Below are 15204 nucleotides of genomic sequence, written 5' to 3'. Positions count from 1 at the left end.
CTAGTGTGGTTGCGCGGCCACGCAGCTGTCCAGCGAGGCCTTGAGGTCCTTCATCGCCTGGTCCACGCCCAGGTCAACGAAGTAGGCGCCGGCGCCCTTGAGGGCGATCCTGGCCTGGCTGGCGCCTTGTGGGCGCTCGATGCGCATGCGGAAGCCGCTGCGGTTGGCTTCTTCGAAGTTGCCCGATTCCAGCACGCCCTTGGCGTCGTCCTTGCGCGTGACCTTGGGCCAGGAGCTGCTGGTCTCGGACAGCTTGGCAATGCTGGTCTCGGCGCAGGCGAACAGGCGCTGGGTCGGCAGGTCGGCGGGCACGACCAGGACGTCGGAGGCCATCGGGGTCTTCTTCGCGGCGGCGGACATGCTGCATGCGCCTGCGGCGAACAACAGGCCTGCGATCTGGGCGGCGACGAGCCACGGCTTCATGTGCTTCTCCTGGTATGCGGCCTGGCAGGTCGCACTGCGGCTGCGGCGAGGCGAGAGGCCCACTGTAATTGCGCCGGCTGCGCCTGTCGATTCGGCGCCTGGGCCGCAAGCGGGCCGGTGCAGGGCGCCGCGTTAGAGCCTGGCGCGGAACATGGATGCGATCTGCGCGGGCTGCCGCCGTGCGCGCCTATTCGCCGCCGCCGTTGGTCACCAGGCGTAGGAACACTTCGTGCTGGTAGCGGCTCATGCGCAGTTGCTGGCCGTTGTCCATGGTCACCACGTGGTGGCCGTTGAACCAGGGGTGGATGGCCTTGACCCGGCGCACGTTGATGATCGCCGAGCGGTGCACGCGGGCGAAGTGGCGCGGGTCCAGGCGCGCGGCGAGGGCGGCCATGGTCTCGCGCAGTTCGTGCACGGCGCCGGCGACGTGCAGCTGCACGGTGTTGCGGTTGGCCTTGATCCAGACGATGTCGTCGACGGCGACGAACACCACGTGTTCGTCCACGCGCACGGCGATGCGTTGCAGGTAGGCATCGCGCTGGCGCAGGGCGTCCAGCGCCTGCAGGAGCTGCGCGGGATTGCTGCCGGCGCCGCCCAGCCGTGCCTTGGCGCGCTGCAGGGTGGCGGCGAAGCGCTCGCGGCTGAAGGGCTTGACCAGGTAGTCCAGCGCGTTGGCTTCGAAGGCGCGCACCGCGTATTGCTCGTAGGCGGTGACGAACACGGTGGCGGGCATGCGCTCGGCGCCGATCCGCGCGACCACGTCCATGCCGGTCATTTCCGGCATCTGGATGTCGAGGAACACCAGGTCCGGCGAGTGCTCGCGGATCGCCGCCACCGCCGCGGCGCCGTCGCCGCATTCGCCGAGCAGGGCGATGTCGGCGTGTTCGCGCAACAGGCGCACGACGGCGTGGCGGGCGATCGGTTCGTCGTCGATGACCAGCGCGGTGATCGTCATGCAGGCACGTGCTCCGGCGCGTCTGCGGCGTCCTCCAGTTCGCGGAACGGCATGCGGATGCGGCACACCACGCCTTGCGGCCAGATCATGTCCAGGCGGATCTCGGCGGCGTCGCCGTACAGTTCCTTCAGCCGCAGCCGGGTGTTCGACAGGCCGATGCCGTGGCCGGCGGCGTCGCTGCTGTCGCCGAGCGTGCTGTTGCGGTTGCGCACCTCGATGCGCAACTGGCCATCCTCGTGCCGGCTCTCGATCTCCACCTGGTCGGCGCCGGCGTGGCGGCCGATGCCGTGCTGGATGGCGTTCTCCACGATCGGCTGCAGCATCAGGCTCGGCACCGCGCAGTCCAGGGTGGCCGGGTCGATGTACAGGCGCGTGGTCAGGCGGTCGCCGAAGCGTTTGCGCTGGATGCCCAGGTACAGGTCGAGCAGGGTGAGTTCATGGCGCAGGGTGATTTCCTGGCCGTCGAATTCCTCCAGCAGCGCGCGCAGCAGTTCGCTCAGGCGCAGCAGCATGTCCTCGGCCGAGGCGGCGTCCTCTTCGAGCAGGGTCACGATAGCGTGCAGCGTGTTGAACAGGAAGTGCGGCTGCAGCTGGGTCTTCAGCGCCTGCAGCCGCGACTGCGCCAGTTGCGTGGCCAGGCGCCCGGCTTCCAGTTCGCGGCGGTCGCTCTCGCTGCGGTAGTGCAGCGCCTGCTGGATCGCCAGCAGGCCCCAGTAGGTCAGCAGGCCGATGGCGAAGTGCTTGCTGATGAACTGCCCGAGTTGCTCGGAGAACGGCCCTTGCGAGAAGAAGGCGCCGATGATCATCGCCAGTGCGGTGACGCCGACGCTGGCGGCGCATTGCGGCCCCAGCGCGCGCAGCTGCAACGGTGTGGGGATCGGGAAGCGCTGCCCCAGCCGGAACACCAGCGGCGCCAGCGCCGCCCAGGTGTACCACTGGGTCATCGACCAGCGCAGGTAGTCGCCGATCGCCCAGCGATGGTCGCCGCTGTTGAACACGTCGTACAGATAGCCTTGCACGGCGAAGGCCACGACCACGGCCGTCCACAAGCTCAGGTATCGGATCAGGCCGATTTCCGTGGAACCCAGGCGGATGTTCATCGGGCGACGCTCGGACGGGATGCGCCGATCCTAAGCGCGCCCGCGTGCGCTGAGAAGCGCGGCGGCCAATGGCGACGATTGGTCACGCCGGCACGACGATTCGTCCCGGATCGCTGGGCGGCGGCCATGGCAGGCGCGCCAGATAGGCGCACCGCTCCCGCTGCGCCAGGCGCACGAGGCGGCATCCCTTCCTGCCGGAGACGTCGCCATGCATCCCTTCCGTACCGCCTGCCTCGCCAGTGTGCTGCTCGCCGCCGCGGTCACCGCCCATGCGCAGGGCGAAAGCCGCCAGCATTACCTGACCCTGGTCAACCGTGCGCACGACAGCGTGACCGCGGTGGCGGTCGCCGATGCCGGCAGCACGACGTTCCGCGCCATCGACGCCGACCCGCTGCGCGGCGGCGGCGACTCGGCCACCATCGGCATCGCCGGCGCGGGCTGCCGCTACGACGTGCGTTTCGGGTTCAGCGACGGGCGCACGCTGGTGTATCGCGACCTGGACGTGTGCCGCAACGTGCTGGTGCGGATCCGGGCGTTGCCGCGCAAGGAGGTGGATGCTTCGATGCGGTTTGCGGTGTCGATGGGGAAGTAGTTCTTTTCGGGGGCTGCGCGGCGTTGCGGGAGCTGCTTTTGTGAGTGACGGGCTGGCGGGTGCGGCACGTGTTGTGGTGGTGTCTGTCGCGACTGAAGTCGCTCCTACAGGGGCGGTGCGCTAGGGCGCCGATACGATGCCGCTGCTATTCGCCGCCCACCGCCAGGGCGGCGTGGATCAGCGCCAGGTGGCTCAGGCCCTGCGGCATGTTGCCGAGCGCGGCGCCGCAGTGCGGGTCGACCAGTTCCGGCAGCAGGCCGACGTCGTTGCCAACGGTGTCGAGCAGATGCTCGAACAGGCGTCTGGCTTCGTCGCGTTCGTCGAGCAGGCCGTAGGCTTCCACCATCCAGAAGCTGCAGGCGATGAACGCGCCTTCGCGCTCCTGCATGCCGCTGTAGCGGTGCAGCAAGGCGCGCGCGTCGCCGATGCCGAGTTCGCGGCGGATCGCCTCGCGGGTGGCGATCATGCGTTCGCGGCGCACCTCGCCCAGGCCGAAGCGCGAGGCCAGCATCAGTCCGGCGTCCAGCGCGTCGCTGCCGGCGTACAGGGTGTAGGCCTGCTTGTCCTCGGACCAGCAGTGCGCGTCGATCCAGTCGAGGATGCGCGCCTGTTCGCGCTGCCAGCGCGGCAGCATGGCCTTGGACAGGTGGCCGGCTTCGGCCAGTTCGCTGGCGCGGCGCAGCGCCATCCAGCACTCGACCTTGGACATGGTGTAGTGCTGCGCGTCCTCCAGTTCCCAGAATCCGGCGTCCTTGCGCATCCACGCCTCGGCGCATTCGTTGCCGAGTTCGAACAGCTGTTGCGCGGTGTGCGGGTCGAGGATGTGGCCGTGGTCGACGAAGCGCGCGGTCATCTCGAACACGTCGCCGTACAGGCACAGCTGCAGCTGGTCGGTGGCGGTGTTGCCCACGCGCACCGGGCGCGTGTGGCGGTAGCCGGCGATGTCGATCTCCCGCTCGTCCGGGACCAGATGGCCATGCAGGGTGTAGCAGGGGCGGATACAGGGCCGGTGCTTGGCGATGGTGCCGAGCAGCCAGGCGAACGCGGCCTTGGCGTCGGGCAGGGCGCCCACGCGCAGGAATGCTTTTGTGGTGTAGGCGGCATCGCGCACCCAGGCGTAGCGGTAGTCCCAGTTGCCGTTGCCGCCGATGCCCTCGGGCAGCGAGGTGGTGGCCGCGGCGGCGATGGCGCCGGTGGGCGAATACCACAGGAACTTCAGCGCCAGCGCCGAGCGCAGCACCGCCTGCGGGTAGTTGCCGTCGTAGTGCAGGTTGCCGGTCCACTCGCGCCATTCCCGGTCGCTGCGCTCGATGCGTTCATCGATGTCCTCCAATGGCGGCACCGGCAGCGCTTCGTCCTGCGTGGCGAGCACCGCGAGCAGTTCGCGCTGCCCGGCGTGCAGGCGCAGCCGGGCCTGTACACCGCGGTCGTCGTAGTCGGAGACGGTGAGCGCCTGCGAATGGCGCAGCAGCGCCATCACCGGGCCGATGTGGAACACGCGGCCGTTGGGCGTGTCGTTCATCCACGGTGCGGACGTGCCGACGCGGGTGCCGGGCCGGAAGCAGATCTCGAACTCCACTTCGCCGTCCAGGCCTTCCAGCCGCCGTGCCAGTTCCGACCACGGCAGGCGCCCGGCTTCGCCGCTGTTGAGCGACTCGGTCAGGCGCGCGCTGCCGCTGGCGGTGCGGAAGGTGGTTTCCAGCACGTTGCTGTCGTCGCGGTAGCGGCGCTGCACGTCGGTGGCGCCGACCGGGGTGATGGCGAAGCGGCCGCCGTCGCGCGCGTCGAGCAGGCGGTCGAACAGCGGTGGCGCGTCCATGGTCGGTACGCACCACCAGTCGATGCTGCCGTCGGCGGCGACCAGTGCTACCGAGCGACCGTCGCCCAGTGCGGCATAGCTCTCGATCGGCGCGGTGCCGTCGGCATCGCGTTGCAGGGATGGCGCGCGGGCGGGCACGGCCGGCGCGCTCAAGACAGCAGCAGGCCGCCGGTGGCGCCGATGATCTCGCCGGTGATATAGCTCGATTCCTGCGAGGCCAGCAGCACGTACAGCGGCGCCATCTCCACCGGCTGGCCGGCGCGCTTGAGTGGGGTTTCCGAGCCGAACGCGGGGATCTTCTCCGGCGGCTGCCCGCCGCTGGGCTGCAGCGGCGTCCACACCGGCCCCGGCGCCACCGCGTTGACGCGGATGCCCTTGTCGGCCAGTTGCTGCGCCAGCGCCTGGGTGAAGTTGGCGATGGCCGCCTTGGTCGGCGCGTAGTCGATCAGCATCGGCGATGGCTGGTAGGCCTGGATGGACGTGGTGTTGATGATGGTGGCGCCCGGCGGCAGGTGCGGCACTGCGGCCTTGCACAGCCAGAACATCGCGAACACGTTGGTGCGGAAGGTGGCCTCGAACTGCTCGGTGCTCAGCTCGGCAATGTCCTTCACCGCGGTCTGCTTGCCGGCCACGTTGACCAGGATGTCCAGCCCACCGAGCGCCTCCACACTCTTGGTCACCAACTGCTGGCAGAACGCCTCGTCCTGCAGGTCGCCGGGCAGGCACACCGCCTTGCGGCCTTCGGCCTCAATCAGCGCGACCACCTCGGCGGCGTCCTCCGCTTCCTCGGGCAGGTAGTTGAGGACGATGTCGGCGCCTTCGCGCGCGTAGGCGATGGCGGTGGCGCGGCCGATGCCGGAATCGGCGCCGGTGATCAGCGCCTTGCGCCCGGCCAGGCGGCCGAAGCCGCGATAGGTCTGTTCGCCATGGTCGGCGGCCGGTTGCAGCGCATGCACGGTGCCCGGCGGGGTCTGGGTCTGCTCGGGGAACTCGGGTTGCGGGAACTGCGTCAGTGGGTTCTGCATCGTGAACTGGTTCTTGCTGCCAGACATGCACGGTCTCCTTGCGATGGGGAGGGCGTGGCGCGATGCCGAGGTGGACGCACTCGGCAGGCCAACGGACGCAAGTATGAAAATCGCGCGGATGCGGTGGGGTGAACGAAATGGACAGGGCACGTGAAAATGCGATACCCGCACGGCACGCCTTGCCTGCAGACATGCAGACGCAACCGCACGCGTTGCATCACGGATGCGGCGTGCGGTACGACCGAGCGATATGCGTGTGCGACGCCTGCGGTGCGCTCTAGCGGCGGCTGCGACGCCACGCGATCACCGCGACCGTGGCCAATGCGGCCACCGCGCCGACCGCGGCCACCTGCGTCGCCAGTTCGGTGCGCTGCGCGCGCCGGCGCAGGCCGCCGTCCACGCCGCCGGGCGACAGCGGCGGCTGGAACACGTTGCCCTGCGCCACCGCCGCGCGTGGCGCACGCGCCAGGTAGCGGCCGAAGAAACGGCCCATGCCCGCGGCGAACGCATTCGGCGCTAGCGCATGCACCACGCGCATCGCGCCGACCGCCGGGCCGATCACCACGGTGTTGCGCGGGCGCCGCAGCAGTCTCACCACTGCGCGTGCGACGCGGCGCGGATCGAGCATCGGCGGCGGCCCGTCGATGCGGCGGCCGGTGTAGTTGGCGCCATGCGCCAGGCCGGGCGAATCGACGAAGTACGGGTAGACGTCGCACACGTGGATGTGAGGATGGTCCGCCAGTTCGGCGCGCAGCGCTTCGGAAAACCCGCGCTGTCCGTATTTGCTGGCGCTGTAGGCGGCGGCGTACGGGGTGGCGGCGAATCCGCCCATCGAGATCATGTTGACCAGGATGCCGCGCTCCTGCGCCAGGAAGATCTGTACCGCCGCGTGCGCATCGTGCATGTGCCCGAGCAGGTTGGCCTGGACCACCGCGTCGCTGGCCTCGATCGGCACGTCCTGGAACTTGCCGACCGCGCCCACGCCGACGTTGCTGAACCACAGATCGACATGGCCGAGGAACGCCTGCGCCTGTTCGGCCAGCGCACGCACTGCGTCGGCGTCCTTGACGTCGGTGGGCACCACCAGCACCTTGGCGCCATGGCGGCGGCAGATCTGCGCGACCTGTTCCAGCGCCTCCACGCCGCGTGCGGCCAGGACCAGCTTGGCGCCTTGCGCCGCCAGCGCCTCGGCGGTGGCTTGGCCGATGCCGCTGGATGCGCCGGTGATCACCACGTGGGGGCGCTGCGCCCGGGTCGTGCCTGCTGTGGTCCTGCGCGCTGTCGTCATGCGTGCGTATCGCCTGTGCCGTCGGGGGGAGAGACCGCATGCTCCCAAGCCGGACGTTAACGCGGCGCGGGCGAAAAGTAAGAATCCCCGTGACAGGCGCGGCGTCGCGGCGGTGCGTCGCAGCCGCTGAGCCGTTCAGATGCTGGGATGGCACTCCTTCGGCCGCATCCCCATCTTCCGCACATGGACCTGTTCGCTTCCACCGACGACCTCCCGCATTGCCTGGTGGCCGATGCCGAGGGCGGCATCCGCTACTGGCCGCAGCTGATCGAGCCGGCGCTGGCGCAGGCCTGGTTCGAAGCGTTGCGCGACGGGGCGGCCTGGCAATGCCTGCGCCGGCCGATGTACGACCGGGTGGTGAACGTGCCGCGGCTGCTGGCCTCGTACCGCCTGCAGGCGCTGCCCGACACCTTGCCGCTGCGCGACCTGCATGCCGCGGTGCAGGCGCGGGTGCCGGCGCCGTACTCGGCGGTGGGCTTGAACCTGTACCGCGACGGCCGCGACAGCGTGGCGATGCACAACGACAAGCTGCACACGCTGGTGGCGCCGCATCCGATCGCGCTGGTCTCGCTGGGCGCGCCGCGGCGCATGAACATCCGCGCCAAGGCCGGCGACCGCCGCAGCATCGCGGTGGAGCTGGCGCCGGGCAGCCTGTTGGCGATGAGCCATGCTTCGCAGCTCACCCACGAGCACGGCATTCCGAAGACGGCGCGGCCGGTGGCGCCGCGGATGAGCGTGGTGTTCCGGGTGCGGCCGATGGACGGAGCGGCCGCCGATGGCGCCGCCGATTCCGCATAATGCAGGCCTGTTCCCGTCAGGAAGGCCGCATGACCGCTCTCACCGAACGCTACGCGCGCGCCGTCGACTATGCCCGCATCGCCCACGCCGGGCAGTTCCGCAAAGGCGGCACGGTGCCGTATTTCAGCCATGTGCTGGGCGTGTCGACGCTGGTGCTGGAAGCCGGCGGCGACGAGGACCAGGCGATCGCCGCATTGCTGCACGATGTGGTCGAGGACTGCGGCGCCGGCCACGAAGCGGTGATCCGCGCCCAGTTCGGCGACGAGGTCGCGGCGATCGTGATGGGCTGCACCGACGCCAGCGCCGAGCGCAAGGCGGAACACGAGGACGTGCCGGCCAGGCGCCGCGATTGGCGCACCCGCAAGCAGGCGTATCTGGCGCACCTGCACGACGCGCCGGCCGCGACGCTGCTGGTCTCGGCCTGCGACAAGCTGTACAACGCGCGCAGCATCGTCGCCGATCTGGAGGATCCAGAGGTGGGTGGAGAGGTGTTCGCGCGTTTCACCGCCGGCCGCGACGGCACCTTGTGGTACTACGCTGCGTTGCACGCCATCTTCGCCGAGCGTGGTGTGCCGGTGCTGCGGCCGTTCGCGATCGCGGTGGCGCGGATGCATGCGCTGGCGGGCGAGGCGTTCGCGGCGGACGATGCAGGGGCGCTTGCGGCGCCTTCGTTGGTGTAGTGGTTGTATTGGGCGCTCCTTCTCCCATCGGGAAGGTGCTCCGCAGGGGCGGATGAGGGGGCGGGCGCAGCTTCGCGCACCAATTCAGCGAGTCGCTTCGCGCCGACCCTCACCCCAACCCCTCTCCCGGTGGGAGAGGGGCTTCGGCTGTTCCCTTCTCCCGTCGGGACCATGGCCCCCTTTTCGGGGGAAGGTGCCCTGCATGGGCGGATGAGGGTACGGGCGCAGCCTCGTGCACCCAAACTCAGCGAGTCGCCTTCGCGTCGCACCCTCACCCCAACCCCTCTCCCGGTGGGAGAGGGGCTTCAAGCGGCTTCGGTTTCTACCGTGTCGAACCGACCCAGATAGTCGAGCTTGCCCACCGCCACGCCTTGCTGGCGCAGGATCGCGTGGGCGGTGGCGACGTGGAAGAAGAAATTCGGCAGGGCGAAGGTCAGCAGGTAGTCGCTGCCGTTGAAATCGGCCTTCAATTTGCCGGCGCTCAGCGACACTGCGCGGTCCTGGGCGCCGTCGAGGGCGGCGGCATCCACGCTGTGCAGGAAGCGCTGGGTGGCGGCGATGCGCTCGCGCAGCTGCGCCAGGGTGGTTTCATCGTCCGCCATCTTCGGCGGCACGATGTCGCTGAGGCGGCCGATGGTGTTCTTCGAGGTGTCCGACGCGCGCTGGATTTGCGCGGCGAAGCCGAACATGTCCGGCGCCAGGCGCGCGTCGACCAGCGTCTGCGGATCCTGGCCGTTCTCCTGCGCGTGGCGCTCGGCCAGTGCGACGTAGTGCTGCAACACGTCCAGGCCACGCAGGAACACCGGAACGGAAAGGCGATACATCGAGACGGACATGAGCGGTTTCCTTGAAGACGATAGGGGCCGGGCGCAGGCCGGCGACGGCGCGGCATCACCTTGGATGGGGCATTGCGGATCGAACACAAGGGCGACTCTCGTCGCGGCCGGGTGCGGTGCGTGCCATACCCATGCGTACTGGCAGCAAGATGGCGCCGCTGCGCGGCGACGAAGAGCCGTCGCGTCCGCTATTGCGGAATGTTGTCTGCCCTCATCCAGCCCACCATTCCCGAAAAGGGAGCCATGGCCCAGATGGGACAAGGAACAGTCGCAGCGCTTTAGCCCCTCTCCCACCGGGAGAGGGGTTGGGGTGAGGGTACGGCGCGAAGCGTCCCGTTGATCGACTGTGCGAGGCGAGCCTGTCGTCCCCAGCCGCAAACATTGAGTGCGCCGCTGCCGCAGGCGCGGCCTCCCAGAATGGGTGATTGCCCGCAGCGCTGCCGCATCGCATGCTGTGTGGCGTCAATACCCGTTACCCACAAGGATGCCGATGAGCCTGGCCGATACCCGTCGCCATCAGATGTTCCCGGTGCTGGAACCCGCACAGGTGGAGACTGCGCGTCGCTTCGCCAGCGGCGCGCCGCGCACCTTCGCCCCGGGCGAGGAGGTCTTCGCCGTCGGCGACCATCCGGCGCCGGTGTGGCTGGTGCTGCAGGGCACGATCGCGGTGGTGCGCCGCGACGGGCTGGGCCACGAGAAGCCGGTCACCGAGCACACCGCGGGGCAGTTCAGCGGCGAGGTCAGCCAGCTGGCCGGCCGCGCCTCCTTGGCCGGCGGCCGCGCCGGCGCCGAGGGCTGCGTCGCGGTGCCGTTCGATGCGGCGCATCTGCGCTCGCTGATGATCAGCTCGGCCGACGTCGGCGAGATCGTGATGCGCGCGCTGATCCTGCGCCGGGTCGGGCTGATCGAAGGCGATACCGCCGGCTCGGTGCTGATCGGCGAGCCGGGCGAGGCGCGGCTGACCCGGCTGCAGGGCTTCCTGACCCGCAACGGCTATCCCAACACCTTCCTGGATGCGGCCAACGACGATGAGGGCCGCGCGCTGGTCGAGCGCCTGGGCATCCATCACGACGAACTGCCGTTGATGGTCTGCCCCAGCGGCACCGTGCTGCGGCGTCCCAGCGAGGCCGAGGCCGCGCATTGCCTGGGCATGACCCCGGAGCTGGATCCGCAAAAACGCTACGACGTGGCCATCGTCGGCGCCGGCCCGGCCGGCTTGGCGACCGCGGTGTACGCCGCCTCCGAAGGGCTGTCTGTGCTGGTGCTGGACCAGCGTGCGATCGGCGGCCAGGCCGGCGCGTCGGCGCGGATCGAGAACTACCTCGGGTTTCCCACCGGCATCTCCGGCCAGGCGCTGGCCGGACGCGCCTACAACCAGGCGCTGAAGTTCGGCGCCGAGCTGGCGTTGCCGCTGGAAGTGGCGCAGCTGCATTGCGATGCGGCCACCGCCGAGGACTGCAGCGCCGCGCCGTTGCAGTTGCAGATGCGCGATGGCCTGCGCGTGCAGGCGCGCACTGTGGTGATCGCCTCGGGCGCGCGCTATCGGCGCCCGGACATCGTCAACCTGGCCGCGTTCGAAGGCAACGGCGTGTCGTACTGGGCGTCGCCGGTGGAGGCGCGCTTGTGCGAGGGCGAGGAGGTGGCCTTGGTCGGCGGCGGCAATTCCGCGGGCCAGGCGGTGGTGTTCCTGGCGCCGAAGGTGAAGCGCCTGCACCTGATCGTGCGCGGCGCCGGGCTGGAGGCGTCGATGTCGCGCTACCTGATCGAGCGCATCGCCGCGTTGCCGAACGTGGAGCTGCACACTGGAACGGAAGTGGTGTCGCTGCAGGCCGACGCGTCGCAGCGCCTGGCGAGCGCGGAGTTCCGCGACCGCGCCACCGGCGCCACCCATCGTTGCGACCTGCACCACCTGTTCCTGTTCGTCGGCGCCGATCCCAACAGCGCCTGGGTCGATGGCTGCGTGCGGCTGGATCACGCCGGCTTCGTTGTCACCGGCGCCGAGCCGGAACTCGGCCAGGTGCCTGCGTTGCCGTTGGAGACCGACCGCCCCGGCGTGTTCGCGATCGGCGACGTGCGCGCCGGTTCGGTCAAGCGCGTGGCCGCGGCGGTCGGCGAGGGTGCCGCGGTGGTCGCGCAGATCCATCAATTCCTGGCACGGCGCAGTGCGCCCGCCGCAACCGAGAGAGGCAGCCGATGACAGCGCGTTGTTCCCACCTTTCCACCATCGCCGAGGTCACGCCGAGCGCGCGCGGCTGCGAAGAGTGCCTGAAGATCGGCAGCCCCTGGGTGCATCTGCGCCTGTGCCGCAGCTGCGGCCACGTCGGCTGTTGCGACGATTCGCCCAATCGCCACGCGACCAAACATTTCCACCAGACCGCGCACCCGATCATCGAAGGCTACGACCCGCCCGAAGGCTGGGGCTGGTGCTACGTGGACGAGACCGAAGTGGAACTGCCGGACCAGACGCCGCAGCTGGGGCCGATTCCGCGTTACGTGTAGCGTGAGGCCGCTCGTGCCGCTGCAGCGCATCTGGCCACGCGTTTGGCATGTTGAGCTTCGGACAGCGTCGGGACTGAAGTCCTTCCCACAGTGCACCCAGTCGGTTTGCCGCAAGCCCCTGTAGGAGCGGCTTCAGCCGCGACAGACATCCCTGGCACATCGAGATCCGGTCGGGGCTGAAGCCCCTCCTACAGAGCACCCAGCCAGTTCGCCGCAAGTCCCTGTGGGAGCGACTTCAGTCGCGACGAGCGAAGCGGTAGACCCAACGGCTTCGGGCAGCGTCGGGACTGAAGTCCCTCCCACAGTGCACCCAGCCGGTTGTCGCGAGTCCTGTAGGAGCGGCTTCAGTCGCGACATACATCCCTGGCACATCGAGATCCGGTCGGGGCTGAAAGCCCCTCCTACAGTGCACCCAGCCAGCTTGCCGCAGCCACTGTAGGAGCGGCTTCAGCCGCGACAGGCACTGATAGACATTCCTGCATATCCAGATCCGGTCGGGGCTGAAGCCCCTCCCACAGCGCATCCTGCCCATCGCGCATGACCTGTACACGGCCCATCGAGCCGACCCGCTAAGCTTGCGCGAGTTCCTGCCGACCGCTCTCACCAATGCCCAAGCCCCCCGTTTCCACCGCCTCCGGCTTCGTCCGCGTCCGCGGCGCCCGCGAACACAATCTCAAGGACGTGGACGTGGAGCTGCCGCGCGATGCGCTGGTGATGTTCACCGGCGTCTCCGGCTCCGGCAAGTCGTCGCTGGCGTTCGGCACGCTGTTCGCCGAGGCGCAGCGCCGCTACCTGGATTCGATCTCGCCGTATGCGCGGCGCCTGATCGACCAGGCCGGGGTGCCGGACGTGGATGCCATCGAAGGCCTGCCGCCGGCGGTGGCGCTGCAGCAGCATCGCGGTGCGCCGAGCACGCGCTCGTCGGTGGGCAGCGTCACCACCATCTCCAATTCGCTGCGCATGCTGTATTCGCGCGCCGGCGACTATCCGCCGGGGCAGGCCATCATCTACGCCGACGGCTTCTCGCCGAACACCCCGGCCGGCGCCTGCCCGACCTGCCACGGCCTGGGCCGCATCTACGACGCCACCGAGGCGTCCATGGTGCCGGACCGCACGCTGAGCATCCGCGAGCGCGCCGTGGCCGCGTGGCCGCCGGCCTGGCACGGGCAGAACCTGCGCGACATCCTCACCACGCTGGGCCACGACGTCGACGTGCCATGGGCGAAGCTGCCCAAGAAGACCCGCGACTGGATCCTGTATACCGACGAGCAGCCGACGGTGCCGGTGTATCCCGGCTTCACCCTCGCCGAGACCCAGCGCGCGCTGCGGCGCAAGCAGGAACCGGCCTACATGGGCACCTTCAGCAGCGCGCGCCGCTACGTGCTGCACACCTTCGCCAGCACGCAGAGTGCGTTGATCAAGAAGCGCGTGTCGCAGTACCTGCTCAGCACCCAATGCCCGACCTGCGACGGCAAGCGCCTGCGCCGCGAGGCGCTGTCGGTGACCTTCGCCGGGCTCGACATCGGCGCGTTGTCGCAGCGTCCGCTCACGCAGGTGGCCGAGCTGCTGCGCCCGGCCGCGGCGGGCCGCACGCGCGATGCCAAGCGCCATCCGGAGCAGGCCATCGCCGCGCAGCGCATCGCCCAGGATCTGCTGGCGCGGATCCAGATCCTGCAGGAGCTGGGCCTGGGCTATCTCACCCTGGAACGCAGCACGCCGACGCTGTCGCCGGGCGAACTGCAGCGGCTGCGCCTGGCCACGCAGATCCGCTCGCAGCTGTTCGGCGTGGTCTACGTGATGGACGAGCCGTCCGCCGGCCTGCATCCGGCCGACGCGCAGGCGCTGCTGGCCGCGCTGGACCAGCTCAAGGCCGCGGGCAATTCGCTGTTCGTGGTCGAGCATGAGATCGACGTGATCCGCCATGCCGACTGGATCGTCGATGTCGGCCCCGGCGCGGGCGAGCAGGGCGGGCAGGTGCTGTACAGCGGTCCACCGGACGGGCTGGCGCAGGTCGCCGCCTCGTCCACGCGCCGCTACCTGTTCGCCGAACAGGCGCCGATCGCGCATGCGCCGCGCGCGCCGAGCGCGTGGCTGCAACTGCGCGGGATCACCCGCAACAACGTCGCCGCGCTGGACGTGGATATCCCGCTGGGCGTGTTCACCACGGTCACCGGCGTGTCCGGCTCCGGGAAATCGTCGCTGGTCAGCCAGGCCTTGGTGGAACTGCTCGGCGCGCATCTTGGCCAGGAGCGCGTCGATCCGGAAGAAGGCGTGGACCCGTTGGAACGCGTCGCGCAGGTGGCGACCGACGGACGCATCGCCGACGGCCTGCAGCATGTGCGGCGCCTGGTGCAGGTGGACCAGAAGCCGATCGGCCGCACCCCGCGTTCCAACCTGGCGACCTACACCGGCCTGTTCGACCATGTGCGCAAGCGTTTCGCCGCCACGCCGGCCGCGCGCAAGCGCAAGTACGACGCCGGCCGCTTCTCGTTCAACGTCGCCAAGGGCCGCTGCGAAACCTGCGAAGGCGAGGGCGCGGTGTGCGTGGAATTGCTGTTCATGCCCAGCGTCTATGCGCCGTGCCCAACCTGCCACGGCGCGCGCTACAACGCCAAGACGCTGGAGATCGAACTGCGCGGGCACAATATCGCGCAGGTGTTGCGCATGACCGTGGCGCAGGCGGCGGAGTTCTTCGCCGACGATGCCGCGATCGCGCGGCCGCTGCAGGTGCTGGGCGAGGTGGGACTCGGCTATCTGCGGCTGGGCCAGCCGGCCACCGAACTGTCCGGCGGCGAGGCGCAGCGGATCAAGCTGGCCACCGAGCTGCAGCGCGCGCAACGCCGTGACACCGTCTACGTGCTCGACGAACCGACCACCGGCCTGCATCCGGCCGACGTGGACACGCTGCTGCGCCAGTTGCACGGCCTGGTGGAGGCCGGCAATAGCGTGGTGGCGGTGGAGCACGACATGCGCGTGGCCGCGGCCAGCGACTGGATCATCGACATGGGGCCGGGCGCCGGCGATGAAGGCGGCGCGGTGGTCGTCGCCGGCGAGCCGCAGGCGGTGGCGCGACATGCCGGCAGTCGCACCGCACCGTTCCTGGCGGAGGCGCTGCAGGGCTGAAGCGCTGCGGAGGCGGCGGCGCGGCAAGCAACCGCAGCGCGCCATCCTCGCGGAGACGTGCAGAGC

At 69.8% G+C, this 15204-nt stretch carries 13 protein-coding genes; 6 read left to right on the top strand and 7 right to left on the bottom strand.

What is annotated here, in order from left to right; translation table 11 throughout:
* The 3 genes from VDQ83_RS11475 to VDQ83_RS11465 form a co-directional block, all read right to left on the bottom strand.
* Positions 1-423: a hypothetical protein gene (locus VDQ83_RS11475; RefSeq protein WP_455435018.1), complete on the bottom strand. Its 423-nt coding sequence runs from the start codon at positions 421-423 to the stop codon at positions 1-3.
* Between the two features lie 187 nt (positions 424-610).
* Positions 611-1378, bottom strand: a complete 768-nt coding sequence (locus tag VDQ83_RS11470) for a LytR/AlgR family response regulator transcription factor (RefSeq protein ID WP_455435017.1) — start codon at positions 1376-1378, stop codon at positions 611-613.
* Positions 1375-2478, bottom strand: a complete 1104-nt coding sequence (locus VDQ83_RS11465; protein ID WP_455435016.1) for a sensor histidine kinase — start codon at positions 2476-2478, stop codon at positions 1375-1377. The genes VDQ83_RS11470 and VDQ83_RS11465 overlap by 4 nt, the downstream gene beginning before the upstream one ends.
* A gap of 208 nt (positions 2479-2686) precedes the next feature.
* Here VDQ83_RS11465 and VDQ83_RS11460 point away from each other — a divergent pair, with 208 nt between their 5' ends.
* Positions 2687-3070: a hypothetical protein gene (locus tag VDQ83_RS11460; protein ID WP_455435015.1), complete on the top strand. Its 384-nt coding sequence runs from the start codon at positions 2687-2689 to the stop codon at positions 3068-3070.
* A gap of 145 nt (positions 3071-3215) precedes the next feature.
* On the opposite strand, the gene VDQ83_RS11455 is transcribed toward VDQ83_RS11460, so the two are convergent.
* From VDQ83_RS11455 to VDQ83_RS11445, 3 genes are all read right to left on the bottom strand, one after another.
* The gene (locus VDQ83_RS11455) at positions 3216-5027 is read right to left on the bottom strand and encodes a glycoside hydrolase family 15 protein (RefSeq protein WP_455435103.1); all 1812 of its coding nucleotides are present in this window, start codon (positions 5025-5027) and stop codon (positions 3216-3218) included.
* Positions 5028-5038: 11 nt separating this feature from the next.
* Positions 5039-5941, bottom strand: coding sequence for an SDR family oxidoreductase (locus VDQ83_RS11450; protein WP_455435014.1), 903 nt, complete (start codon positions 5939-5941; stop codon positions 5039-5041).
* 250 nt (positions 5942-6191) lie between these two features.
* On the bottom strand, positions 6192-7202 hold the full coding sequence (locus tag VDQ83_RS11445; RefSeq protein ID WP_455435013.1) for an SDR family oxidoreductase: 1011 nt from the start codon (positions 7200-7202) through the stop codon (positions 6192-6194).
* A gap of 183 nt (positions 7203-7385) precedes the next feature.
* On the opposite strand from VDQ83_RS11445, the gene VDQ83_RS11440 reads away from it, so the two are divergent.
* A complete protein-coding gene (locus VDQ83_RS11440; RefSeq protein ID WP_455435012.1) occupies positions 7386-8000 on the top strand; it encodes an alpha-ketoglutarate-dependent dioxygenase AlkB in 615 nt (204 codons plus the stop codon).
* Between the two features lie 29 nt (positions 8001-8029).
* Positions 8030-8680, top strand: coding sequence for an HD domain-containing protein (locus tag VDQ83_RS11435; RefSeq protein ID WP_455435011.1), 651 nt, complete (start codon positions 8030-8032; stop codon positions 8678-8680).
* Between the two features lie 305 nt (positions 8681-8985).
* Here VDQ83_RS11435 and VDQ83_RS11430 read toward each other — a convergent pair whose 3' ends face one another.
* Positions 8986-9516 (bottom strand): DUF1993 domain-containing protein, encoded by a 531-nt coding sequence (locus VDQ83_RS11430; protein ID WP_455435010.1) that lies wholly within the window; start codon positions 9514-9516, stop codon positions 8986-8988.
* Positions 9517-10006: 490 nt separating this feature from the next.
* Here VDQ83_RS11430 and VDQ83_RS11425 point away from each other — a divergent pair, with 490 nt between their 5' ends.
* The 3 genes from VDQ83_RS11425 to VDQ83_RS11415 all read left to right on the top strand — a co-directional run bounded on the left by VDQ83_RS11425 (position 10007) and on the right by VDQ83_RS11415 (position 15138).
* The gene (locus VDQ83_RS11425) at positions 10007-11713 is read left to right on the top strand and encodes an FAD-dependent oxidoreductase (protein ID WP_455435009.1); all 1707 of its coding nucleotides are present in this window, start codon (positions 10007-10009) and stop codon (positions 11711-11713) included.
* Positions 11710-12015, top strand: coding sequence for a UBP-type zinc finger domain-containing protein (locus tag VDQ83_RS11420; protein ID WP_263110521.1), 306 nt, complete (start codon positions 11710-11712; stop codon positions 12013-12015). Before VDQ83_RS11425 ends, VDQ83_RS11420 begins: the two co-directional genes overlap by 4 nt.
* Before the next feature lie 606 nt (positions 12016-12621).
* The gene (locus tag VDQ83_RS11415) at positions 12622-15138 is read left to right on the top strand and encodes an excinuclease ABC subunit A (RefSeq protein WP_455435008.1); all 2517 of its coding nucleotides are present in this window, start codon (positions 12622-12624) and stop codon (positions 15136-15138) included.
* The last annotated feature ends 66 nt before the right edge of the window (positions 15139-15204 follow it).

The sequence above is a fragment of the Xanthomonas sp. WHRI 7945 genome, assembly GCF_035026585.1.
The sequence above is the reverse complement of the archived record's forward strand: the minus strand, read 5'-3'. Positions and strand labels throughout refer to the sequence as shown.